The organism is Hypericibacter terrae (genome assembly GCF_008728855.1).
Taxonomy (GTDB): Bacteria; Pseudomonadota; Alphaproteobacteria; order Dongiales; family Dongiaceae; genus Hypericibacter; species Hypericibacter terrae.
Genome location: NZ_CP042906.1, coordinates 626931 through 651455 on the forward strand (window position 1 = coordinate 626931; position 24525 = coordinate 651455).

Annotated in this window: 20 protein-coding genes; 9 read left to right on the plus strand and 11 right to left on the minus strand. The window is 66.6% G+C overall.

The features are described 5' to 3' along the window. The first annotated feature begins 66 nt into the window (after positions 1-66). The 7 genes from FRZ44_RS02930 (at position 67) to FRZ44_RS02960 (ending at position 8178) form a co-directional block, all read left to right on the plus strand. Positions 67-993: an ABC transporter permease gene (locus FRZ44_RS02930; protein ID WP_407658047.1), complete on the plus strand. Its 927-nt coding sequence runs from the start codon at positions 67-69 to the stop codon at positions 991-993. Continuing rightward, positions 990-1883 carry an ABC transporter permease gene (locus tag FRZ44_RS02935; protein ID WP_151175762.1) on the plus strand — a complete coding sequence of 298 codons (894 nt, stop codon included), beginning with the start codon at positions 990-992 and terminating at the stop codon, positions 1881-1883. The genes FRZ44_RS02930 and FRZ44_RS02935 overlap by 4 nt, the downstream gene beginning before the upstream one ends. Further along, the gene (locus tag FRZ44_RS02940) at positions 1876-3918 is read left to right on the plus strand and encodes an ABC transporter ATP-binding protein (protein WP_151175763.1); all 2043 of its coding nucleotides are present in this window, start codon (positions 1876-1878) and stop codon (positions 3916-3918) included. Before FRZ44_RS02935 ends, FRZ44_RS02940 begins: the two co-directional genes overlap by 8 nt. Positions 3919-4063: 145 nt before the next feature. Continuing rightward, the gene (locus FRZ44_RS02945; RefSeq protein WP_191908386.1) at positions 4064-5353 is read left to right on the plus strand and encodes an adenylate/guanylate cyclase domain-containing protein; all 1290 of its coding nucleotides are present in this window, start codon (positions 4064-4066) and stop codon (positions 5351-5353) included. Positions 5354-5753: 400 nt separating this feature from the next. Then, positions 5754-7211, plus strand: a complete 1458-nt coding sequence (locus FRZ44_RS02950; RefSeq protein WP_151175765.1) for a class I adenylate-forming enzyme family protein — start codon at positions 5754-5756, stop codon at positions 7209-7211. Next, positions 7208-7945: a GNAT family N-acetyltransferase gene (locus FRZ44_RS02955; RefSeq protein WP_191908387.1), complete on the plus strand. Its 738-nt coding sequence runs from the start codon at positions 7208-7210 to the stop codon at positions 7943-7945. The genes FRZ44_RS02950 and FRZ44_RS02955 overlap by 4 nt, the downstream gene beginning before the upstream one ends. Positions 7946-7947: 2 nt before the next feature. Next, positions 7948-8178 (plus strand): acyl carrier protein, encoded by a 231-nt coding sequence (locus FRZ44_RS02960; protein ID WP_151175767.1) that lies wholly within the window; start codon positions 7948-7950, stop codon positions 8176-8178. A 117-nt stretch (positions 8179-8295) separates the two neighbouring features. Here the strand turns inward: FRZ44_RS02960 and FRZ44_RS02965 are convergent, their stop codons facing one another. The 8 genes from FRZ44_RS02965 to FRZ44_RS03000 all read right to left on the minus strand — a co-directional run bounded on the left by FRZ44_RS02965 (position 8296) and on the right by FRZ44_RS03000 (position 18687). Next, positions 8296-9189 (minus strand): SDR family NAD(P)-dependent oxidoreductase, encoded by an 894-nt coding sequence (locus FRZ44_RS02965; RefSeq protein ID WP_151175768.1) that lies wholly within the window; start codon positions 9187-9189, stop codon positions 8296-8298. Between the two features lie 12 nt (positions 9190-9201). Then, the gene (locus FRZ44_RS02970) at positions 9202-9981 is read right to left on the minus strand and encodes an enoyl-CoA hydratase/isomerase family protein (protein WP_151175769.1); all 780 of its coding nucleotides are present in this window, start codon (positions 9979-9981) and stop codon (positions 9202-9204) included. A 3-nt stretch (positions 9982-9984) separates the two neighbouring features. Then, entirely contained in the window at positions 9985-11880 is a 1896-nt protein-coding gene (locus FRZ44_RS02975; RefSeq protein ID WP_151175770.1) for an AMP-binding protein, read from the minus strand. Next, positions 11880-13376, minus strand: coding sequence for a sugar ABC transporter ATP-binding protein (locus tag FRZ44_RS02980; protein ID WP_151175771.1), 1497 nt, complete (start codon positions 13374-13376; stop codon positions 11880-11882). The genes FRZ44_RS02975 and FRZ44_RS02980 overlap by 1 nt, the downstream gene beginning before the upstream one ends. Beyond that, entirely contained in the window at positions 13373-14467 is a 1095-nt protein-coding gene (locus tag FRZ44_RS02985) for an SMP-30/gluconolactonase/LRE family protein (RefSeq protein ID WP_151175772.1), read from the minus strand. Before FRZ44_RS02985 ends, FRZ44_RS02980 begins: the two co-directional genes overlap by 4 nt. Continuing rightward, positions 14464-16584: an ABC transporter permease gene (locus FRZ44_RS02990; protein WP_151175773.1), complete on the minus strand. Its 2121-nt coding sequence runs from the start codon at positions 16582-16584 to the stop codon at positions 14464-14466. The genes FRZ44_RS02985 and FRZ44_RS02990 overlap by 4 nt, the downstream gene beginning before the upstream one ends. Before the next feature lie 84 nt (positions 16585-16668). Further along, the gene (locus FRZ44_RS02995) at positions 16669-17664 is read right to left on the minus strand and encodes a sugar ABC transporter substrate-binding protein (protein ID WP_151175774.1); all 996 of its coding nucleotides are present in this window, start codon (positions 17662-17664) and stop codon (positions 16669-16671) included. Positions 17665-17712: 48 nt separating this feature from the next. Beyond that, on the minus strand, positions 17713-18687 hold the full coding sequence (locus tag FRZ44_RS03000) for an ABC transporter permease (protein WP_151175775.1): 975 nt from the start codon (positions 18685-18687) through the stop codon (positions 17713-17715). Positions 18688-18983: 296 nt separating this feature from the next. Between FRZ44_RS03000 and FRZ44_RS03005 the strand changes: the two genes are divergently transcribed. Further along, complete coding sequence (locus FRZ44_RS03005; protein WP_151175776.1) at positions 18984-19937, plus strand: AraC-like ligand-binding domain-containing protein; 954 nt, start codon at positions 18984-18986, stop codon at positions 19935-19937. A gap of 78 nt (positions 19938-20015) precedes the next feature. Here FRZ44_RS03005 and FRZ44_RS03010 read toward each other — a convergent pair whose 3' ends face one another. Genes FRZ44_RS03010 through FRZ44_RS03020 form a run of 3 tightly spaced genes read right to left on the minus strand, consistent with a single transcriptional unit; the run spans position 20016 to position 22519 of the window. Then, complete coding sequence (locus FRZ44_RS03010) at positions 20016-20939, minus strand: DMT family transporter (RefSeq protein ID WP_151175777.1); 924 nt, start codon at positions 20937-20939, stop codon at positions 20016-20018. Then, positions 20936-21265, minus strand: a complete 330-nt coding sequence (locus FRZ44_RS03015) for a DUF1289 domain-containing protein (RefSeq protein ID WP_191908388.1) — start codon at positions 21263-21265, stop codon at positions 20936-20938. Before FRZ44_RS03015 ends, FRZ44_RS03010 begins: the two co-directional genes overlap by 4 nt. A gap of 18 nt (positions 21266-21283) precedes the next feature. Continuing rightward, on the minus strand, positions 21284-22519 hold the full coding sequence (locus tag FRZ44_RS03020) for a diaminopropionate ammonia-lyase (RefSeq protein ID WP_151175778.1): 1236 nt from the start codon (positions 22517-22519) through the stop codon (positions 21284-21286). 70 nt (positions 22520-22589) lie between these two features. Here FRZ44_RS03020 and FRZ44_RS03025 point away from each other — a divergent pair, with 70 nt between their 5' ends. Continuing rightward, positions 22590-24320: an adenylate/guanylate cyclase domain-containing protein gene (locus tag FRZ44_RS03025; RefSeq protein ID WP_151175779.1), complete on the plus strand. Its 1731-nt coding sequence runs from the start codon at positions 22590-22592 to the stop codon at positions 24318-24320. Positions 24321-24525 lie beyond the last annotated feature (205 nt).

The window sequence follows — 24525 nt, forward strand, 5'->3', positions numbered from 1 at the left end:
AAAACCAGCCGCGGGGTCTTGCGATCAGGAGCAAGGGTCATCGCTGGCTTTCTTCTCAAACGCGTCTTGCTGTCATTGGTCACGCTCTGGGTCCTGAGCGTGATCGTCTTCGCGGGCTCGCAGCTGCTGCCGGGGAATGTCGGGCGGGCGATGCTGGGTCCTCTCGCCGACCAGCGCGCGGTCGACAATCTCAATCACGAGCTGGGCGTCGACCGGCCGGTGCTGGTCCAGTATGGCGACTGGATCGTTCATTTCGTGCAGGGCGACATGGGCCAGTCCTATACCCTGCGCCATCCGGTGACCGGCTTCGTCGTCGATGCGATCAGGAACTCGCTCAAGCTGGCGCTGGTCGCCTTCGTGATGGTCGTGCCCTTGAGCATCTTCGGCGGCGTCTGGGCCGCGCTTCATGTCGGAAGGCCCATCGACCGCATCATTACCATCTTCGGCCTGTCCTCGACCGTGCTGCCGGAGTTCGTCTCCGGCATCGTCCTGATCCTGGTCTTTGCCGTCTGGTTGCCATGGCTCCCGATCTCGGCGACCTGGCCCGATGGCGCGGGATTCTTCGAGCAGATCTATTATCTGATCCTGCCTTCGATCCCGCTGGTGCTGGTGCTGTTCGGCTATATCGCGCGCATGGCGCGGGCGGGCACGGTCGAGGCGCTCGATTCCGACTACACCCGGACCGCGGTCTTGAAGGGGCTGCCCTTCCCGGTGGTGATCTGGCGCCATGTGCTGCGCAACGCGCTGCTGCCGACCATCACGGTCATCGCCACCCAGACCGGCTATCTGATCGGCGGCCTCGTGGTGGTGGAGACGCTGTTCCATTATCAGGGCATCGGCGGCCTCATCTACACCGCCGCCAAGAGCAAGGATTTCCCGATGCTCCAGGCGGGCGTGCTCTCGGTCGGCATCGTCTATATGGTGGCGACGCTCACCGCCGACATTCTCTATTCGGTGCTCAATCCCCGGATCCGCTATGGGAGCCAGGGATGAGCGCCACCACGACAGGCCCCGGCACGACACCCACGGCATCCTCCGCCGGATCGACCCGCCTCCGGGAGTGGGCCGAGACCCTGGGGCTCCTGCTGCGCTCGCCGACCTTCCTCGCCGGTGCGCTGATCCTCGGCTTCTGGGTCTTCTGCGCGATCTTCGGCGAGCTGATCGTGCCCTACGATCCGCTCGAGACCGATCTGCTGGCGGTGCTGGAGCCGCCTTCGGCCGATCATTGGTTCGGGGCCGACCAGCTCGGCCGCGACGTGTTCTCGCGCGTGATCGTCGGCTCGCGCGACATCCTGACGATAGCCCCCCTGGCGACGCTCCTGAGCACGATCCTCGGCACGCTGCTGGGTCTGGTGACCGGCTATTTCCGCGGGCTGGTGGACGACGTGCTGAGCCGCATCATCGACGCGCTGCTGTCGCTGCCGACCGTCCTGATCGGCCTCGTGGCGCTCACCTCGCTCGGCACCTCGAACACCACGGTGGTGTTCGTGATCGCCTTCGGCTTCGCGCCGATCATCGCCCGCACCGTGCGCTCGAGCGTGCTGGTGGAGCGCGAGCTCGATTATGTGGCGGCCGCGCGGCTGCGGCGCGAGAGCAGCCTCTACATCATGCTGGCCGAGATCCTGCCCAACATCCTTCCGCCCATCCTGGTCGAGTTCAACGTCCGGCTCGGTTACGCGATCTTCACCGTCGCGACCTTGAGCTTCATGGGCTTCGGCATCCAGCCGCCCTCGCCCGACTGGGGCCTAACCATTTCCGACAATTACGGGTTGGTGGGCGGTGGCTATTGGTGGACCGTGCTCTATGACGCCTTCGCCATCGCCTCGCTGGTGGTCGGCGTGAATCTCATCGCCGATGCCGTTCAGGGAGTCGTGGATGGCTAGCCCCGCCACGGCCAGAGCGGCGGCGAAACCCGCTACGGGTCCCGACGCGCTCGAGGTCGAGAATCTCGATGTCGTCTATCAGGTGCGCGGCAAGGACCGCCAGGTTTTGAGCGGCTTGAGCTTCCGCATCGGCCGGGGCGAGGCCTATGGCCTCGTCGGCGAATCCGGCTGCGGCAAATCGACGGCGGCGCTGGCCGCGGTGCGCTACCTGCCGCGCAACGGACGGGTCAGCGGCGGCCGGATCCATGTCGACGGGCGCGATCTCCTCGCCATGGGCTCCGGCGATCTGCGCAGCCTGCGCGCGAAGTCGGTCTCGATGGTCTATCAAGACCCCGGCCGCGCGCTCAACCCCTCGATCCGGGTCGGCAACCAGCTGGCCGAGGTGTTCGAGTTCGCAGGGTTGCCGCGCAAGGAATCGCTCGACCGCTCGGTCGCGATGCTGGAGCGCGTGCGCATCGTCGATCCGCGCCGCGTGATGGAGCGCTATCCGCACCAGCTTTCCGGCGGCATGCAGCAGCGCGTCTCGATCGCGATGGCGCTGGCCACCAATCCGGCGCTGCTGATCCTGGACGAGCCCACCACGGGTCTCGATGTCACCGTCGAGGCCGAGGTGCTCGATCTGGTCGAGCAGCTGCGCGGCGAGTTCCGCACCTCGATCCTCTTCATCAGCCATAATCTCGCGGTGGTCGCGCGCGTCTGCGAGCGCGTCGGCGTGCTCTATGCCGGCAAGCTGGTCGAGGAGGGGCCGACCCAGTCGGTCTTCAACGATCCGCGCCATCCCTATTCGGTCGGCCTCCTGCGCTGCCTGCCGCGTCGAGGCCGGCGCAAGGACCATGGCCGGCTCGACACCATTCCGGGTTTCCTGCCCTTGCCCGGCAGCGTGCTGCAGGGCTGCATCTTCGCCGATCGCTGCGGGCTCGCCGACGATCATTGCCGCGCGGTGGAGCCGGCCCTGATCGATCTCGGCGGCCGGGCGAGCCGCTGCCATTATCACGACCGCGCGCCCGATCTGCCGCGCGTCATGGCGGCCGACGCGCCGGCCACGGCGAAGCTTCCGGCCGACGCCAAGCCGATCCTCGCCATCCGCAATCTCTCCAAGACCTTCGAGAGCGGTGGCCACAAGGTGGCGGCGCTGCGCGACGTCAATCTCGATCTGATGCCGGGCGAGACGCTGGGGCTGGTCGGCGAATCCGGCAGCGGTAAGACCACGCTCGCGCGCCTGCTCCTGGGCCTGACGCCGCCCGACAAGGGCAGCGGCATCACGCTCGACGGCGATGCATTGCCGGCGGCCCTGGTGGGACGCTCGAGCAAGCAGGTCAAGCAGCTCCAGATCGTATTCCAGAATCCGGATTCGGCGCTCAACCGTTCGCACACCGTGCGGGGGCTGATCGGCCGGGCCATCACCAAGCTTGCCGGCATCCGCGGCGGCGACGTGATGGTGCGCCTGCTCGAGCTCACCCGCGTGGTCCGGCTCGCGGACCGCTATCTGACGGCCAAGCCCCGCCAGCTCTCCGGCGGCCTGAAGCAGCGCGTCGCGATCGCGCGGGCCTTCGCTGGCGATCCGCGCGTCGTGGTCTGCGACGAGCCGACCTCGGCGCTCGACGTCTCGGTGCAGGCGGCGATTCTCAATTTGCTGGCGGACCTGCAGGCGATGCAGGGCGTCAGCTATGTCTTCATCTCGCACGATCTGGGCGTGGTGCGTTACCTGGCCGATCGCATCGCCGTGCTCTATCTCGGCCGGCTGATGCAGGTGGGCACGGCGGAGCGGGTCTTTGCCGGGCCCTACCACCCCTATACCGAGGCGCTGCTCTCAGCGATCCCGACCCTCGATGGGCGCCAGCCGGAGCGCATCCGCCTGACGGGCGAAATCCCCAGCGCCATCGACCCGCCCAAGGGCTGCGTCTTCCACACCCGCTGCCCGCACAAGATCGGCGCCATCTGCGAGGCGCAGGAACCGCCGCTGGCCGAGATCGGCCCCGGCGATTTCGTCCGCTGCCATATCCCGGCGGCCGAGCTGCCCCGCGCCCAGGCCTAGGGCCAGGTAGACGGGTCCTCGCGGGCCTCGATACGGGCAGGGCGCTCTGCTATTCTTCCTGCGGTCGGACGCCCGGTGCCGTTGGCACCCGCCGCTCCGACGGATGCGCCGGATCCTCTCATGCCTCAGCAGGGAAGGCCGCGCCATGAACGCGCCAGTTCCGTCGAATGAAGCCGCCAGGCTCGAGGCCTTGCGGTCCTACGCCATCCTCGATACCGCGCCAGAGCTCGCCTATGACGAGCTGACCGGGCTGGCGGCGCAGATCTGCGAATGCCCGGTGGCCGTGATCGGCATGATCGACGAAACGCGCGACTGGAAGAAATCGAAATACGGGCTGCCGCCTGATTTCACCGGCATGCCGCGCGAGCTGTCGATCTGCTCTTCGACCATCTGCGGCAACGATCTTCTGGTGGTGCCCGACCTGACGGCGGATGCGCGGTTCGCCGACAACCCCTTCGTCGTCGGGTCGCCGAACCTGCGGGCCTATTGCGGCATGCCGCTGATCAACCCCGAAGGCTATGCGCTGGGCACGCTTTGTGTCGTGGATTTCCAGCCGCATCAGCTTCGCTTCGAGCAGACCGAGGCGGTCCGCAAACTGGCGCGCCAGGTCGTCAGCCAGCTCGAGCTGCGCCGCGCCATTCGCGAACGCGAACGCCAGATGGGCGATCTGGAGATGGCGCGTTCCGAATTGGCTTGCGAGCGGGACCGGTCGGATCGCCTGCTGCACAACATCCTGCCCGATGCGATCGCGCAGGAGCTGAAGCAGAGCAACAAGGTCGTGCCGAAGTTCTACGAGACGGCGACGGTCATGTTCGCCGATTTCGAGGGTTTCACCAGACTGACCGAACGCCTGGACCCCAAAGGCCTGATCGACCAGCTCGACCAGTTTTTCTCGGCCTTCGACGATATCGCCCACCGTCATCGGCTGGAAAAGCTCAAGACCATCGGCGACGCCTATATGTGCGTCGGCGGCTTGCCCGAGGTCAACCGGAGCCATCCGGTCGATGCCTGCCTCGCGGCCATGGCGATCCTGGACTACATGGCCAGGATGAACGCCCAGCGCGAGAAGCTGCGGATGCCGCGATGGGATCTCCGGATCGGGCTGCATACTGGGCCCGTCATGGCCGGTGTCGTCGGACAGCGGAAATTCATCTATGACGTCTGGGGCGATGCCGTGAATCTGGCGGCGCGCATGGAATCGGCCGGGCAGGGCGGGCGCATCAATCTTTCCGAGGCGGTCGCCAATCGGGTCCGCTCGCTGTTCGAGATCGAGGACCGGGGCGCGATCGAGGCCAAGAACAAGGGGCCGGTGCCGATGTTCTTCCTGACCCGGATCAAGCCGGGCCTGGCCCGGGACGATGCCGGGCGGCTGCCCAACGAGGCCTTCACCCAGGAGGCGGCCAAGCTTTTTCCGGGATACATCGCGCCGGCCTGAACGCTCTCTTATCACCTCCCCTCTCGAGGGGGAGGGTCAGGGAGGGGCTGACACGGTCGGCGAGGCGGGAGTATGCGGCTCTCGATCGGGGCACATCTCTCATCGAGTCTTCCCCCTCCCCCGCGACGCGCAGGAGTGTCCGGGGAAAGTTTTCATGAATCGTATCAAAGTGTTGGCGCATATGGATTAGACGTGATCCGTGGGCGTGCGAGACTTAGAACAATAAAAATGAGTCGTTTGAATCCCTTGAGTCCGTTCCCCGGACAGTCCTGCGCGACGCGGGGGAGGGGATATGAAAGCCCGCCCGTACCGGGCTTGCCATTTCCTCACCGATTCTTGACCCTTGCGCGGCGACCATCCGGGGGCCAAAAGGCCAGGGCGAAGGGGGCAAAGCGTCATCATGCGTCTGGAGGCGATCGGGCTCGGCAGCGTCACCGACCTCGTCAGCGGCCATCGCCTGACGGGGGCGGAGCTCTGCGCCGAGGCGCTGCGCCGGGCGGCTCTGCTGGGCGCGTGGGGCCTGGGGCCGGGCGATGCCACGCTCATCGTCCATGGCGGGACCCCCGATTTCTTCTGCGATCTTTTCGCCGTCTGGCAACGGGGCGCGATCGCGGCCTGCGCCAATCCGGGCCTCACGCGCGACGAGCTCGCCACCGTCGCGGGGTTCCTCAAACCCAAGGCGATCCTGGCGGCCGAGGGCTTCGCCCATGGCCAAGGCCTGGCGATTCCCATTCTCGAATTGAAACGCGAGCGAGGGAACACGGAACTCGCATTGCCCGCCGGCCGCTCGGGCGGCGGGCTCGACGATACGGCCTTGCTGCTCTTCACCTCGGGCACGACCGGCGCGCCCAAGGGCGTCGCGCATAGCTATCGCTCGATCCTGGCGCGCCTCGCGCTCAACCGTGCCCATATCGGTGCGGCCGATCTCGCGCGCACGCTCTGCGTGCTGCCGACACATTTCGGCCATGGCCTGATCGGCAATTGTCTGACGCCGCTCTTCGCCGGCGGCGACCTCTATCTGCATGGGGCGGGCGGCCTCGCCACGGCCGCGGCGCTTCCGCGCCTCATCGACGATCACGCCATCACCTTCATGAGCTCGGTGCCGAGCTTCTGGAAGATCGCGCTCAAGGCCGGCAAGGCACCGCGCAGCGGTTCGCTGGCGCGGGTCCATATCGGTTCGGCACCCCTCGGCGCCGACCTCTGGCGCCGGGTGATGGGCTGGAGCGGCACGGACCGCGTGGTGAACATGTATGGCATCACCGAGACCGCCAACTGGGTCGGCGGCGCCTCGGCGGCGGAGGGCGGGCCCGAGGATGGCCTCATCGGCCGCCTCTGGGGCGGGCAGGCGGCGATCCTGACGGAAGACGGCCGGCAGGTCGCGCACGGCGAGGGCGAGATCCTGTTGCAGACGCCCAGCCTCATGCAGGGCTATTGGCAGCGGCCGGACCTGACCAATCCCGTGCTGCGCGAAGGCTGGTTCCATACCGGCGATATCGGCCGGCTCGACGCCTCGGGATGCTTGCGCCTGGTCGGACGCCAGAAGGACGAGATCAACCGCGCCGGCATGAAGATCAATCCGGCCGAGATCGATCTCTTCCTCGAGCGTCATCCGCAGGTGGCCGAAGCCTGCTGTTTCGCCATGGCCGACGACATCTCCGGCGAGGTGGTGGCCGCCGCCGTGCGGACCGTCGATAATGTCGCCCTGGCGCCGGCCGAGCTGCGGTCATGGTGCCTCGAGCGGATCCGCCGCGAGCTGGTGCCGGAACGCTGGTTCCTGCTGCCGGAGATTCCCAAGACCGACCGTGGCAAGATCAACCGGACCCATATCCGGATTCACTGCGAAGGACTGAAACGGTGAACGACAAACCGCAAGCGCAGCCGGCTGGGTCCAAAGCGGCCGGGCCCAAACCGGCCGCACCCGCGCCAGCCGCGGCCCCGCCGACGGCGCCGTCAGGACTGCCGCATCCGGGCGTGCCGCTGCCCAACTGGCGTCCCGGGCAGCCGCTTCGCCTGGAGACCGAGCATTACATCGTGCGTTCGATGCAGCATCAGGATGTCTGCGACGACTATCTCGCCTGGACCAAGGACGAGGAGATCATGACCGGCGTCAACAGCGCGCCCGCGACCATGACGATCGACGACATCCACAAATATATCGATCGCTTCAACAACAAGACCTCGTTCCATTTCGGCGTGTTCCTGAAGGGCACGGGCCGGCTGATCGGCTTCTACTCCTGCTACTGGGAGCGCCGGCATAATCTCGCCAGCACCAATGTGGTGATCGGCGACAAGGCTTACTGGGGCAAGGGCGCCGTGGTCGAGACGCGCGACGCGATCATCGATTTCATGTTCGGCCGCCTCAAGGTCGGCAAGATCTGGGGCAATCCGATGTGCCGCAACATCCCCTCGGTCTTCAATTACAAGGCGCAAGGGTTCCGCTGCGAGGCGGTGCTGAAGCGCCACCGCGTCAGCCCGACCGGCGAGCGCGTCGACCAGTTCATGTTCGGCCTGCTGCCCGAGGACTGGGCCGCGCACAAAGCCAGGCGCGCGGCCGCCAAGGCCGCCCGCACCGCTCGCAAGCAAGGGACGTGACCATGGAGACCCGTGCCAAGGCGCTGCTCGCCAGCGCGCTCGAGATCGACGCGGCCTCCGTGCCCTCCGACGCCTCGATCGCGACGCTCGAAGCCTGGGACAGCCTCGCCCATCTGCGCCTCGTGCAGGCGCTGGAGAAGGAGCTCGGCCGCGAGCTGCCGGCGGAACATATCTTCGCGATCGCGAGCCTCGCGGATGTGGCCGCGGTGCTCGAGGGAAGGCCGATCGGGTGAGGCGCGTTCTTGTCGCCTCTCCCGTCTTCGGGGGAGGGCTAGGGAGGGCGATGCTCCGCGGTCGATATCGCGTCTGCCCCCTCCCCTTGAAGGGGGAGGGGACAAGAGGCGGCCCCGCTACCTCCGAAGTGCCAGCGCGACGAGCTTCTCGGTCTGTTCGAACGCGGTCTTGACGCTGACCGCGTCGGTCGGATCGGAAATCCTGTCGAACGCGGCCGCGATGTTCTCCGGGGTCCGGTCCGCCTCCGGGAAATGCACGCCGACCGTTTCCGTGATCAGGGTGCGCGCGAAGGTGCCGGCGCCGGCACAGAGCATCACACGGGACGGCGCGTCTGCGGAAACCAGGAACAACAGGCCCGGCGTGATCGATTCGGGCGTCGCCAGCGCGGCAATTGCCGCGGGGAACAGGCCTTCCGTCATCCCGGTGGCGGCCGTCGGCAGAAGAATATTGGTCCGGATATTGTGCTTCTCGCCTTCGAGATGAAGCACGTTCATCAGCCCGACCATGGCCGCCTTCGCGGTTCCATAGTTGGATTGCCCGAAATTTCCATAAAGGCCGGAGGACGACGCCGTCAGGACGATACGGCCATATTTCTGCTCGCGCATCCGATCCCACACTGCCTTGGTGCAATGGACGGTCCCCATCACATGCACATCGAGCACGAGGCGGAAATCGGCCAGGTCCATCTTGGCGAAAGTCTTGTCGCGCAGGATGCCGGCATTGTTGACCAGGATGTCCACCCGGCCCCATCGCGCCAGAACCTGCTCGACCATGGTCTGCACGGAGTCCGGATTCGCGACATTGGCGCCGACCGCCATCGACTCGCCGCCGCGGGCGCGGATTTCCGCTGACACCTCCGAGGCCGCGGGCGGTGCGCCGTCGGCGGCAGGATCGAAATCGATCAGGGCGACCTTCGCGCCGCGCGCGGCCAGGCCGAGCGCATGGCTCCGGCCCAGCCCACGGCCGGCTCCCGTCACGATCGCGACCTGGCCGTCCAAGCGAATGTCCATCGATGCGCTCTTCTAGTAGCTGGGTTTCCGCTTCTCGCGAAAGGCCTTGAGACCTTCCGCCAGATCGCGGCTCTCGAGATGCGTTTGGAAGGCCTCCAGCTCCAGCCGCAGCCCTTCCTTGATGCGGGCCTCGAACGGAGCCCGAGCCAGGGCTTTCATATGCTTCAGCACCTGCGGGCTCTGCCGGCTGTATTGCTGCGCGATTTCCATCGCCCTGTCGAGCAGCCGGTCGGCGGCGACCACCTCGTTCACCAGTCCCCATTCCTGCAACTTGGCGGCGGGGAAGAGTTCCGCGCTATAGAGCAGATGCGCCGCCCGGTTGGCGGGCATCTTGACGAACAGGCGAACCGAGGATCCCGCGGCCGGCACGATCGCATATTTCGCATGGCCGTCGCCGATCATCGCCTGCTCGGACGCCAGCACGACGTCGCAGCAGAGGACGAGCTCCAATCCGCCGGCGACCGCGACGCCATTGACCGCCGCGATGACGGGGAAGGGCAACTGCTCCACTTTGTTGAGGACCCCTTGATTGTATTTCAGGGTGGCCAGCAGCGATTTCGGATCCTCGTCGAGCTTCTGGCCGAACTGGAGGAGATCGCCACCGGCCGAGAAGGCCTTGCCGGCGCCCGTGACGATGGCCGCCCTTATGGAGCCATCCGCCGCCAATTCGTCCAGGACCCTATCGAGGCCACCGACGGCCTCGTCGGACATGGCGTTCAGCGACGCGGGACGGTTGAGTGTGATGGTGGCGACAGGACCGGAACGGCTCAGGGTGACAGGGTTCGACGTCATGTTTCAGGACCGGGCGATGACGGTATAGCGCTGCGGCAACGGCTCCAGCGCATCCTTCAATTTCTGGAGGGAATTGGAGTCGGTTGCCTGGATCTCGACCCGCACGACGGTGTTCAGCTTCTCGTCCCTGGCGACGGCAACGGTGGGGGTGATCGAGGCGCCGAAGATTTGCTCGGCTTCCATCCGCACCTTCTCGATGATGGCACGATCTCTCAGGTCGCCCTTGGTGATCTTTCCGACAGCCGTCATCGGCAGGGCATCGATCAGGAAGACGCGCCGGGGCTTCGCCGGCGGCTCGGCGACATGCGCCTCCAGATGGCGCTGAAGTTCGCCGGCATCGAGCCGGGCGCCCGGCGCCGCCACCGCGAAGAGAACCGGGACCTCGCCCGCATAGGCGTCCGGCATCCCGACCGCGGCGCTGATCTGAACGCCGGGAAACTCGTTGGCCACGTCCTCGATATCGGCGGGATTGATGTTGTGGCCGCTGCGGACGATGAGGTCCTTCTCCCGGCCCGTCAGCACCAGCCTCTGATCCGCGGTCAGATAGCCGACATCGCCGGTGATGAGCCAGCCATCCGGGCTCCAGGCGCCTTGATTATGCTTGGGGTCGAGGTAGCCGGGAAAGACCTGGGGTCCCTTGACCAGCACCAGGCCGCTCGTCAAAGGCGGGCAGGCCGCGCCGCGATGGCTGGGATCGAGGCTGGCGATCCGTGTCTGGGCGAAGGGCGCCCGGAATCCGACGCTGCCTTGGAGCGGCGTTCCCCGGCCCGGATTGAAGGCGATCGCCGCCGCCGTCTCGGTCATGCCGTAGGTTTCGAAGAGCCGGATGCCCGTCTGCTCGACGAAGCGTTCGCTCACGGCCTTGGGGCAGACCGCACCGCCCGTCACGCCCATCCGAACGGAGGAGATGTCGGCGTCCGCGATCGGCGTGTCCGTGAGCGTCGCGATCGAGGTCGGCACGCCGCCGACGATCGTGATGCGGAAGGCCTCGACGATCCTCCAATAGCTGCGGACCGCCTCCCGGTCCCTCAGGCCGTAAGGAGAGGGAATGACGATATGGCCGCCGGCGGCCAGGACCGAAAGGCCGCTGGTGATGGTGCCGCCCACATGGAACAGCGGGAACCCGTCGATCACGGCGTCGGTTTCGTCGAAGCCGTGAACCTGGGCGAAGCTCCAGGCCGCGTGGATCTGGTTGCCATGGGTCAGGCGCACGAGCTTCGGCCGTCCCGTCGTGCCGCCGGTATGGAAGAGCGCGCAGACCGTCTCCCGCGAGGCCCGCGCCTCGAACTCCAGCGCATCGTCCCGGTGCCGGCTCGCCATCTCGGCAAAGTCGAGCATAGGCCGGACACCGGCTCCCGCCCGGCCCAGCACCACGACATGGCGGAGCGAGGTCGTCCGCTCGATGACGGTCTGCGCCTTCTGCCAGATCGCCGCATCGGCATCGGGAGGCGTCAGGACCAGGACGGTGGCGTTCTCCGCGGTCAGCAGGTCGGCGATGACCTCGGCGTTCAGCAGATAGTTGATCGTGCTGGCGACGCCCGCGATCTGGGCGCCGAGGAGGGTCTCCATCATGCCCTCGACGACGGGCCCGAGGAACGCGACGGTGCCGCCGTCCTTTCCGCCGGTAAGGCCGCGAAAGAGGTTCGCCGCCCGGACGACGCGCCGATGGAGATCCCGATGCGAGAGGGTCAGCGAGCGGCCGGCATATCCCCCCGCCGGAATCGTGGTGAGGGCGGGGCGGTCGGGATGCAGCGCCGCCGTCGCGCGCAGCAGGTCGAGCAGCGTGCGAGCCGGGATCAGCTCGTCATAGGGGAGGGCTTCCAGCGCCTCGATATCCGCGATCGAGAGAACATCGCGGGTCGCCCGCGTCGTCTTCGGGGAGTTCGCGCCCGGCGACATCAATGCACCGCCGCATACATGATCATCTCCTCGTCGGCTTCGTCCCCCATGAACTCCTCGACGATGCGTCCCTGTCTGGACACCAGGATCCGATCGGAGAGATGCAGGATCTCCGGAAGATAGGAGGAGATGACCATGACCGCCAGATCCTGGTCCGCCAGCTTGTTGATGAGCTGGTGAATCTCGGCGATGGCGCCGACATCGACGCCGCGCGTCGGTTCGTCGAAGATGATCAGCCGGGGTTTCTGGACCAGCGCCTTCGCGACCACCACCTTCTGCTGGTTGCCGCCGGAGAGCTCGATCACGCGCGCATCGGCGTTGATGACCCGGATGCTGAGCGCCTTGGTCCATTCCTCGGCGAGCTTCCTCATTTCCGAGAAGCTCACGATCCGCGACCGGCTCTGGCCGCCGGCGACGGCACCCAGATAGATATTCTCCGCGACCGACATGGTTTCGAAGAAGCCCTCGATCTTGCGGTCCTCAGTCACGTAGAGGACGCCGTCGCGCACCGCCGGCCGCGGCACCCGGTATCGCACGGGACGTCCCTCGAGCCGTACCTGGCCGCCATGAAAGAAGTCGCGCTTCATCACGCCGGCGACCACCTTCGCGGTCTCGGTGCGGCCCGAGCCGATGAGCCCGAAGACGCCCGTGATCTGGCCGGCGAAGACGGAGAAGGTGGTGTTGCGGACCAGGGTGCCCATCGACAGGTTCTGGACGCTCAGGATCTTGCGGCCGGCGGGCCGGATCCGCCTCTGGCCGGTCTTGCCGTAAAGCTCTTCCGACAGCGTCCTGCCCACCATCGCCCGGACGATCCGGCCGCGGTCGAAGCTGGATGTCGCGTCCGTGACGACATGCTCGCCGTCCCGCAATATCGTGATGCGGTCGGAGATCTGGAGCGCCTCCTCGATGGCGTGGGATATGAAGATGATCGAGACGTCGCGGGCCTGGAGGCGCTTGACCAGGGCAAAGAAGTGGTGCTTCTCCTCGGGCGTCAATGTTCCGGTCGGCTCATCGAAGACGATCGCCCGCGCCTTGTGATGGACGGCCCGGGCGATTTCGACCATCTGCTTCTGTCCCGCACCCAGGCTCGAAACCAGCGCCGTCGGATCGACGGGGAAGTTCAGGGACTGCAGGAACTGCTGTGCGGCGATGTAGATCCCGCGAAGACGGTTGAACCAGCGCGCATCCCCCAGATAGAGGTTCTGGGCCACGGTGAGAGAGGGAACCAGGCTCGTCTCCTGATAGACCATCGCGATGCCCTTCTTGAGGGCGTCGGCGGGGCTGGTCAGTTCGGCGGGCTTTCCGTCGAGCAGGATCTGGCCCGAGGTCGGCGGGATCACGCCCGCCAGTATCTTGGTCAGCGTCGATTTGCCGGCGCCGTTCTCGCCGAGAAGCGCATGCACCTCGCCGCGCTCGAGCGTGAAGGTGACGTTCTTGAGCGCGGGAACGCCGCGATACTCCTTGGTCGCATCCCGGAGCTCGAGAAGGACCGTCATGGCCTGACCGCCCGCCTGCCGGGTGCAGGCTCCAGCCTGACGACGACGCCATTTCCTCGCGATGCCGCATAGAGGCCGTTGTCGTGCCAGAGCGCGCCCACGATGCCATGGGTCGCTCCATCGGCGCGGCTCTGGAAGCTCTCGAGGGGAAGGCAGTTCTCGTCCATCCGGACGACCATCCCGAAGGACAGGGTCGGCGCCCAGGGCTTCAATATGCCCAGATGCTTCACGCCGCCGCCCTGCAGGGGCTCGTAGAAGGACTGGCCGGCCCGATAGGTCGGCGCCACCCAGTAGCGGGGCTCGACCTCGGCCAGCATCTGCCGCTTGTAGGCGGGCTCGCGCAGAATGAACTCGACGAGCTGGCTGCGCGGCGCGAAGACCGACAGCAGGTAGCCCTGCCCGCCGTCGCGGGCGATCCGGCCGGGATATCCCGGAAGGTCGCCCAGCGGCACGTCGCGCAGCGTTCCCGTCGATCGGTCCAGGCGGATGACGCGGTGCCTCCAGCTTTCGGAGACGATCAGCGTCTCCCGGTCGGCGGCGATGCCGGCGGGGAATGCCAGTCGGTCGGCGATCCGGCGGCGCTTTCCCGAAGCGGGCTCCAGCAGCCAGACGGAGCCCGACGCATTGCGCTCCATGAGATCCCGCTGCCATTCGGAGGGGCCGTTCGATGCCGAGCCGTGGCAGACATAGAGCTTGTCCTCGGCTCCGGCGATCGCGACCGGGCAGCGCGCTTCGGGCTCGGGGTCGAACCTCGCGCCGTCGAACCGGCCGCCGACGATGCTGACGGCCCCGTTCTCCAGCCCGACGGCAATGCCGCCTCCCATCTCGCCCAGGCAGGAGACAGCCGCCTCGGCTTTGTGGACCAGCGACCAGGCGCCGCCGGTGTCGAGCCGCCGGATCTCGTCGGCGCTGGCGACCAGCAGGCCGTCGGGGCCCGCGATGATCGCGCTCGGATGGTCGATGGCGATGCGCTGGGGGGCTTCGTCCAGCTTGCGGTTCGGCCGGAATGCGCCATCGAGGGCGGGGACCGTGATGGCGCTCTCGCCGCGTCCCAGGACGGCATCCAGGATCCGGGTGAAGCCGAGGTTCATCCACGCCCCCAATAGGAGGCGGGGCCTGTCCAGCTCGGGTCGAAGCCCTCGAGCGGCAGCCTGCCGATACGGTTGTTGAGGATGCCGCCGATATAGAGATGCCCCTTATGCTCCCGCATCGAGGTGATCATCGGATGGTTCTCGCCGCCGAGATCCCACATCACGTCCAGGATCGTTCCCTTCTCGTCGAAGCGGATGACGCAGCCCGTATTGATGTTCGGGAACAGCCACTCGTCGGGCGCCACCCGGCGCGCCATCCGCCGGCGGAAGCCCGGCATCCTCAGCGCCAGATCGAGGGAGGGCGTGCGCATTCCCACCAGGGCCAGCCAATAGCTGCCGTCCGACGCGCGGTTGATGTTGTCGGGATAGCCGGGGAGGTTGGGGATCACCGGCTCGACCGTGCCGGCCTTCGGGCCGTCGAAGTAGTAGCGGCTCACCCGGCACCCCCAGGTCTCGGCGAACAGGAAGGAGACGCCGTCATGCGTCATGCAGATCCCGTTCGGAAAGATCAGGTTGCGCAGCACGGTGCGCGTGGTGTTGCTGTTCGGATCGTAGCAGACGATCCGGCCGTTGCCTCGCGATTCGAGGCAATCTACCGGCCATTCATGCATCTCGTAGCGGATCGTCGCTTCGCTGAAGAAGACGCGGCCGTCGGGCGCGATGTCGAGATCGTCGGCCAGCTTCAGGCGCGAATCGTCGATGACCGAGAACCGCGTCCGGTTGGTCTCGTCCGTCAGCTTGGCGACCTGGCGGTCCTTGCCGATGCGATAGAGCCCCATGCCGCCGATGCAGCAGAGAAGCGCGCCATCCTTCGCGAAGGCCATGCCGAGCGGCCGCCCGCCGACATGGGCGAACACTTCCTGGCGCCGATAGTCGGGCGCGAGGAACCGGACGATGTCGCCGGTGCGGGTGCCGGCATAGATGTGATCCTCCTCGTCGAGGATGACGTCCTCCGGCCCGTCGATCTCGCCCAGCCCGATCGGGGACACGCCGCGCAGCTTGTCGTTCAGCGCATAAGGCGAGGAGGAATTCCGGGCCGTGCCCAGGGTCGCAGGCAGGCTCTGGTAGGTCGGCGAGACATAGACCTTGGCCAGCACCTTGTGGCGGTTCTTGAGCCAGCGCACATCGATCGCGACCGCGGCCAGCAGGATCAGCCCCTGAACGAGCGAGCTGGCGCCGCTGGGGACCCCCAGCCGCACGAGCCCGTTGATCAGGATCATGATGATGATGGCGCCGAACACGGCCTTGGCCACGGAGCCGCGGCCGCCGCCGAGGCTGTTCCCGCCCAGGACCGCCGCGGTCAGGGCCGTGATCTCCATGCCGAGGCCGGTATCGGAGCCGGCGCCGCCGAGCCTCGCCGCGAACAGGAAGCCCGCGAGCGCCACCAGCGTGCCCGAGGCGACATAGGCGAGACAGATCGTGCGCCGCACCGGGATGCCGACATTGTAAGCGGAGCGGCGCATGCCGCCCACGGCCATGAGCTGCCAGCCGGGCCGGGTCCGGCTGAGCACGATATGGGTGAGGAGCGCGATCACGATGAAGAGCGCGAAGCTGAACGGGATGTCGAGCACCGTTCCGTCGCCGAGAAAGTCCCACAGATCGGAATCGATGAATCCCCCGGAGATCCGCACGGCCAGCTGGAGCAGCAGCATGTCCACGACCGCCCGCACGATGATCAGCGTGACCAGCGTCGTCAGGAAGGCGCGCAGACGCAGATAGCCGACCAGGATGCCGTTCACGAGCCCGACCAGGGCACCGACGGCCAGGGTCAGAATGAACGCGACCCCGAGCGGCAGCTCATAGACGTTCAGGAGCGCCAGGGCCGTGATGTTCGCGAGCGCGAAGTTCGAGCCGACACTCAGATCGATGCCGCCCGCCAGCATGACGATCGTCATCGCGATCACGACCAGCCCGAACTCCCCCAATTGCCGCGTCAGCGTGGTGAGACCGCCCAGGCTGAAGAAGCCCGGCATCAGATAGCTGAAGCCGGCGACCACGATGATCAGGACGAAGAACGGTATGGCGTTGTCGATCCAGCGCTTAGCCAGAATCTCGCCGACGACGTGATCGGGAATCAGCCTGTAACGCCAATAGGTGACGGGCTCGGCGAGGGACATATCGGGCTCGCGATCAATCAAGGGGGCCGCAGGCACCGGCGGGGCCCGCTTGTCGCGGGCTCCCGCCGGGCGCCACCGGGAAGGTTACGGCTTGGCCTCGAGCGACCAGCAGGAGCCGGGCTTCATCGTGTCCTTGGTCAGGATGGTGAGCGGGGTGAACAGCGTCGTGTGCGTCTCGCCCGGCTTCGGCTTGTTCTGCAGCAGGCTCTTGATCATGTCGGCCATGTCGCGCGCCTGGCTCGGCACGTGATAGACGACGACCTCGCTGAAGAGGCCCTTGTCCAGATTGTCGCAAGCCGCCTGGTTGCCGCCGCCCTGCGTGATCAGATAGACGTTCTTGCCGGATTCCTTGATGGCGGAGGCGGTTCCGACATCCATCACGTCCCAGAAGCCGACGGCGCCGCAAAGGTCGGGGTTCTGCTGCAGGGCGGTCGCCATGATGGTGCGGGCCTTGGTGGCATCCCAGTCGGCGGCCTGGTTCGACACCACCTTGATCTCGGGATGCTTGGACAGGACGTTGTCGATCCCCTTCATCTGATAGGCGCTCGCCGCGGCCGTCAGCACGCCTTGCGTGATCGAGACCTTCCCGCTGCCGCCATTGGCCGGCGAGCATTTCTCCACCAGGCGGTTGCCGAGATACTCGCCCATGCCGACATAGTCGGCGCCGATGAAGGCGTCGGTCGAATAGCTCGAGCGCATATTGACCTGGACGACATAGATGCCTGCCTGCTCGGCCTTTTTCAGCAGCTTCGCGTAGGACTGGACGTCGGGATTATGCACGACGATGACGTCCGGCTTCTCCTCGATCAGCGAGGTGATGGCCTGTGCGCCCGCGTCGGTGCTCCAGTTCGGATCGCGGACCTCGAACTTGATGCCCAGGGGTTCGAGATACTGGCGCAGGCCGGCGGCCCAGCCCTCGGTCAGGTCGAAGCCCATCGCGACCGGAACATAGGCGACCGTCTTGCCCTTGAACGCGTCGTAATAGGAGGCACGCGCCGGATCGTCGATACCCTCGGCATGCACCGCGCTGCCGACGAACCCGATCGCTGCCGCCAGCAGCAATGCTTTCATGCGTCTCATGGTTTTTCTCCCTGGTAGAATGCTTATTGGTTGCTTGGTGTCGTCTTGTCAGATGTCGCCTTGTTGAGCCGTCTGCTCGTCGCGCGGATTGATGATGGTGTCGGCGACGATCGCGGCGAGCAGGATGACGCTCTTGATCACGTTCTGGACGGTGTATTGGATGTTCATGATCGTCATCCCGTTGATCAGGATGCCGATGAGGAGCGTGCCGACGATGACGTTGCGGATTCCGCCCCGGCCGCCCGAGAGGCCGATCCCGCCCAGCACCACGACCAGGATGATGTCGTAGACGAAGGTCGAGATGGCGATGCGGGTGTTCATGCTGGCGACCGACGTCACCGTGACGAGCCCGGCGAGAAAACCCACCAGGGCCGAAAGCGCATACTGCATCACGACGATCGGACGCACCGGCAGCCCGGTGATCCGCGAGGTCAGCGGATTGTCGCCGATCGCGCGGATGAAGCGGCCCGACTTGACGTAGCGGAGGAACAGGGCGGCGACCGCGCAGACGAGGGCGAAGACGATCACCGGAATCGGGATGCCTTCGATGTTCCCGGCGCCGATCCAGACGATCGGATGCGCCGCGTCGGGCAGATAGACGACGTCGAGATCGATGAGGAAGAGCCGGCCGAAGCCGTAGATCAGGATGCCCATCGCCAGCGTGGCGAAAATGGCGGGGATCTCGACATAGGCGATCAGGAACCCGGTGATGACCCCGAAGACCAGGGACATGCCCAGTCCCAGGGCGAGCCCGCCCGCCAGCGACATGCCGTTCGTGACGAGCTGGAGGGACCAGGCCAGCGACATGGCCATGAGGGAAACGAGAGATAGGTCAATACCCCTGCCAATTACGACCAGGGCCATCGCGACGCCGAGGATTCCCAGCACCGAGACGCTGCGAACCAGCGACAGAAGGTTGTCCGGCGCGGAGAAGCCGGGGAGAAAGGCGGCAAAGGCCGCCAGCAGGACAAGCGCGAACAGAAAGACGATGCGCTCCTGCGTCAGATTGGGGACGCGGAACATGGCCACTCCTCCCCCGACGGTTTGTCGGTTTACGGGTCTATGGCGTCTGGCGGCCATTTGCCGTGATCGGCGGAGTAGCACCGGCCCAAAAGAGGAATCTTGCCCCTGAGCGCAAGATTCTTGCTTGGTTGTGCACTCGAACTTTTTATTGCTGCTCCAAGGGGAAAGGCCAAGAATATGGGGCTGGGGGGACAAAAAACCTAAAAGAAACCCCCTTAAGTCTGTCGCCTCGATCCTGCCATGGCTATCGGCATCGCTCGGGGAGATGGGCCCTCGACAGACCAGGGAGGGCTACGGTGGATCTGATCTTCTCGACAGAGAGCTTGGTGCGCGCCAAGCGCTACGCCGCGTGGCGCGACGCGATCTGCGACGTGTATGTCCATGTCGATGTCCAGGCCGAGGACCCGTCCGACTATGAAGGGTTCATCCGCGAGGCGCAGTTCGGGGCCGTGACGGTGACCGACATCCTGCTGTCGCATCAGCAGATATCGCGGCGGCGCTCACATCTGGCGAAGCTCGACAAGGATTGCTACTACGTCCAGTTCATCCAGACCGGCAACATCAATGTTCTCCAGTCGGGCGCCACGCTCTCGACCAATGCCGGAACGGGCGCGCTGTTCTGCGCCTCCGAGCCCTACGATCTTCAGTGCCAGGGCAAGATTCGATCCTATTATCTCGAGATTCCGCGAGAGGATTTCGCCTCGCGCTTTGCCAAGGATCGGATTCCGCTCTCGGCGACCCTGAGCACCGGCCGGGGCCTGGGCCGGATCGCGGTCGAGTTCTGCTCGATGCTGGCGTCCCAGGGGGCCTCGCTCGACGCCCCCGTCCGCGCGCGCCTGGGCGACGAGCTGATGGATGTTCTGGCGCTGGCCTTCGATTCGGTCCAGGGCGAAGAGCCGCTCTCGGACCAGGCCGTGCAGAAGGCACGGCTTCGTTCCGTCAAGGCGTGGATCGAGGATCATCTCTGCGAGCCCGACCTGTCGCTCGAGGCCATCGCCAAGGGCAACGCGATCTCGTTGCGCTATCTCCACTCGCTCTTCACGCTCGAGGGAACATCCGTCTCCCACTGGGTCTGGAACCGGCGGCTGGAGTGCAGCTATGACATGCTGCTCAACAGCAACCATGACGCGCACACGCTGACGGAGATTGCCTATCGGGTCGGCTTCAACAGCTCGTCCCATTTCAGCACCGCGTTCCGCCGCAAGTTCGGCGTAAGGCCGTCCGACGTGAAGCGTGGGAATTCGGTATGATCGGCGGTGGCGGAAAGGCGATAGCGGCTGCGCCATCTAATCCCCTCCCCCCTTGCGGGGGAGGGGATAGTGAAGGCCTCACCCCTCGGCGCGCGCCGCCGTCGCCGTCACCGGTCGCTTCGCCGGCTGGAACAGCACCAGCCCCAGGCCCGACAGCACGCAGACCAGCGCGACCACGACGTCGATGCCGATCGCCTCGCCGGTGAGCAGGCTGCTGCTGGCGACGCCGACGATGGGAATGGCGAGAACGCTGATCGAGGCGAGCTGCGCTGGGAAGGTGGCGACCACCTTGAAGTAGGCCCACTGGCAGAACAGCATCGCGACCAGGACGGTGTAGGCCAGCCCCAGCCAGCCGGGCAGATCCACAGTGGCGAAATCATAGCCGCGCTCGAAGATCAGCATGCCGATCGCGATCGGAATGCCGCCCAGAAGGACCTGCCAGCCCGTGACGACCACGGTCGGCATCGACCAGCGCCAATATTTGACCCCGACCGTTCCCGCGGCCCAGCAGATCGCGGCGCCGATCATGAGCGGGACGCCATAGGGCGAGGCCACGACGCTCTCCCATTCGGGAAGGATCAAGGCCGCGATGCCGGCGAGCCCCAGCCCCAGCCCCATCAGATTGCGCCGCGTCGGGCGCTCGCTTAAGACCGGCCAGGCGATGAGCCCGGCCCAGAGCGGCATGGTGAAGGCGACGATCGAGGCTCGCCCCGCCAGCATCAATTGCAGCCCCGCGGCCGAAAGCAGATGCCAGGCGGTGATGTTGAAGAAGCTGCAGATCAGGAGCGGCCGGAGCTCGCGCCGGGGAATCCGGAGCGAGGCGCCGCTGGCGGCCGCAATCGCGAGCAGGCCCGCGCCGCCCAGCACCAGGCAGAGGGTGCGGAAGGTCCAGATCGGAATCTCGGCGAGGGCGATATGCATCGCCGGCCAGTTGGCGCCCCAGCACAGCGTCAAGGGCACCAGGATCAGCATGCCGTTGCGCCGGGTGAGCGGTGCGCTCACGTCGAGCTTTCCGGCGGCGCTTTGTCTCCCGCTTTCGCGGTCGCGCCATGGCTATGGCCGGAGGCAGCGCCCTGCGCCTGGGCGGGCGATTGCGTCATGCGGCGCTGCTTCAGCTCTTCCAGCATGCGGTGGCGCTCGGCCGGCGGCGTGATCATCCACTCGCGGATCTCGTCGATGTTGCGAAAGCAGCCGATGCACCAGCCGGTGCGGTCGTCGATGCGGCAGATGCCGATGCAGGGGCTCGCGGGCCCTTCGGCCAGCGCCTTCAGCCGTTCGGCACGGCGGCGCTCGCGATCGAGGATGCGGCGGGCCCGAAGGTCATCCATGGCGCTGGCGCCTTCCGCTCACGCTTCGGCGCGGATTTCGGCGCCGCTTTGGCCGACCAGCCGTTCATAGACCACGGGGTCGGTATCGCCTTCGCTGCCGATGATGAGGACGCAGGAGAGCGCCCCCAGCGACAAGGTCTGCGCCGTCTTCGGATCGTTGGCGGCCGCGAACAGGCCCGCCAGGCCGCCGACGCCGGACTCGCCGCCGACGGTCGGCGGATCGCCGCCGACTCCTTCGGCGAGTGCCCGCATCGCCGAGATCGCCGCGTCGTCGGGCACGGTCATGAAGGCATTGGCGCCGAGATCGAGGATCTCCCAGGCCAGGAGCGACACCTCGCCGGCGGCCAGCCCGGCCATGATCGTGTCGAGGTCGCCCTCGATCTTGGTCGGCTTGCCGTTGGCGGCACTCTGGAACAGGCAGTCGGCCGCGTCGGGCTCGACCACCACCACCTGCGGCCGCTCGCCGCCGAGCTTCTGCCACAGCAGCGCGGTCGTCGCGGCGGCGAGGCCGCCGACGCCGCCCTGGATGAAGAGATGCGTCGGCCGCGCTTCCGCCGGAAGCTCGTCGAGCGTCTCGATGCCGATCAGGCCATAGCCTTCCATCACCGTCCGCGGCACATCCTTGTAGCCCTCATAGGAGGTGTCGGAGACGATGGTCCAGCCATGGGTCTTGGCGTCGGCCGCCACCCGATGAACCGAATCGTCGTAATTGCCCTCGATCCGCCGCACCTCGGCGCCGTAATGCGCGATCGCCTCGCAGCGGCCCTCGCTCACCTCGGCATGGATATAGACGATGCAGCGGCAGCCGAAGAGCTGGGCGCCCCAAGCGACCGAGCGGCCATGATTGCCGTCGGTCGCGGTCGCGACGGTGATGGCGCCGACGATGTCCTTGTGGGCACCGGCCATCAGCTCGGCGGAGCTCGGCTCCTTGCCGGTCGCTTCTTTCACCGCCGCGGCCAGGACGCGATAGACCGCATAGGCGCCGCCCAGCGCCTTGAAGCTGCCGAGCCCGAAACGCGAGCTCTCGTCCTTGTACCAGATGGCGCGCAGGCCCAGTGCTGCGGCCAGTCCCGGCAGAGGCAGCAGGTTGGTCTGCCGATAGCCGGGCCATCCGCGAATCTCCTGCGCCGCCGCTCGGAAGCCCGCCGGATCGAGGATCGGCAGCAGCGAGGCGGGGTAGGGAGCTTCGGTGGGAAGGGCTCGCGGGTTCAATTCCACGCGATGGGCGAAAGCGTCCAGTTTCCAGTGACTCATGGTCGCGTCTAATATCACAGTCACGGGGTCGGGAAAACCATCCGCGCCGCGCTCGAAAGGCAAAAGGCCCATGCAGGCAAAGGATATGGTGCGACGGGTCCGGCTCGTCACCGGCCTGACGCTCTTTGCCTATCTCACGACCCATTACCTCAATCATGCGGCCGGGCTGATCTCGCTCGATGCGATGGAGGCGGGCCGGGGCCTGTTCCTGCTGCTCTGGCGCAACTGGCCGATGACCCTGCTGCTCTATGCGGCGATCTTCATCCATCAGGGCCTGGCCTATTGGGCGATCTATCAGCGCCGGTCGCTGCGCATGGCGCCCTGGGAGGCGGCCCAGCTGCTGCTGGGGCTCGCCGTGCCGCCCTTGATCGTCACCCATGTGATCGGCACGCGGCTGGCCGAGGCCCTTTACGGCACCAACGACAATTACGCCTACCAGCTGCTCGTGACCTGGCTCTGGCAGCCGAGCGACGGGGTAAAGCAGGCGCTGGTCACGGCTATCGCCTGGGCGCATGGCTGTATCGGTCTTTATTTCTGGCTGCGGCTCAAGCCCTGGTTCCCGAGGGGCGCGGCCTATCTCTTCGCGGTGGGGCTCCTGCTGCCGGTGCTGGCGCTGCTGGGATTCGTGGAAGGCGGGCGCGAGGTGGCGCGGCTGGCCGAGGATCCGGACTCGATGGCGGCGGCGAACGCCATCATCCATTTCCCGACGCCCGAGCAGGTCGCCCATCTCTACGGCATTCGCAACGGCCTGCTGTGGCTCTTCGCCGGTCTTCTGCTGGCCACGCTGGTCGCGCGCTGGTTCCGGGCCTGGTTCATCCGCCATCGCGCGATCCAGGTGACCTATCCCGACGGGCGCAAGGTGGAGATCCAGCCGGGCACCAGCGTGCTCGAGGCCAGCCGGATCGGCGGCATCCCCCATGCCAGCGTCTGCGGCGGGCGCGGGCGCTGCTCGACCTGCCGGGTGCGGATTCTCGCGAGCGATGGCGCGCTGCCCGAGCCCGGGCCCGAAGAGCGCCGCGTGCTCGATCGCGTGGCGGCGGGACCCGGCATCCGGCTCGCCTGCCAGTTGCGGCCGCGCGTGAACGTCTCGGTCCTGCCGATGCTGCCGCCCACCGCCAGCCCGCGCGATTCCCATGCGCGTCCGGGCTATCTCCAGGGCCATGAGGAGGAGATCGCGATCCTGTTCGCGGATCTGCGCGCCTTCACCCGCTTCGCCGAGCGCAAGCTGCCCTACGACGTGGTGTTCCTGCTCAACCGCTATTTCCGTGCCATGGGCACGGCGGTCGAGCAGGCCGGCGGCCATCTCGACAAATTCATCGGCGACGGCGTGATGGCGCTGTTCGGGGTTGGCAGCAATCCCGAGGAAGGCTGCCGTCTCTCGCTCGAGGCGGCCCGGCGCATGGCGGTCAATCTCGACGAGGTCAATCGCGTGCTCGAGCATGACCTGCCCGAGCCGCTGCGCATCGGGATCGGCATCCATGTGGGCCCGGCGATCGTCGGCGAGATGGGCTATGGCCGCGCCACCTCGATGACCGCCATCGGCGATTCGGTCAACACGGCAAGCCGGCTCGAAGGTCTGACGAAGGAGTTCGCCTGCCAGCTGGTGATCTCGGCCTCGGTCGCGGAGCTGGCCGGCCTCGAACTACCCGACGCGGCGCCCCATGAGATCGCCGTGCGCGGCCGCACCCAGCCGCTGCGCGTGCTCGCGATCGCCGACGCGCGGACCCTGCCGCCCTTCACCGGCCTGACGGAAAAGGTCCTGCGCCAGCGCGTCCGCGCCGGCGCGATACCGACGGGGTGAGGGGAAGGCGGATAGTTCGGCGTGCGCGCTTCTAACAAAAAAAGGTCGTGTTTTTCGCGTCATGCCGGCCTTCGAGCGTGTGAAAGAATCGAGCGAAGCATAGAAGCTCCAAGCCCCCTCCCCTTGCGGGAGGGGGTAGGGGGAGGGGTGATGCCGGACGAGGTCATTTTAGAAGGTGTCGAGCCAGGTCTGCTCATGTTCGTTC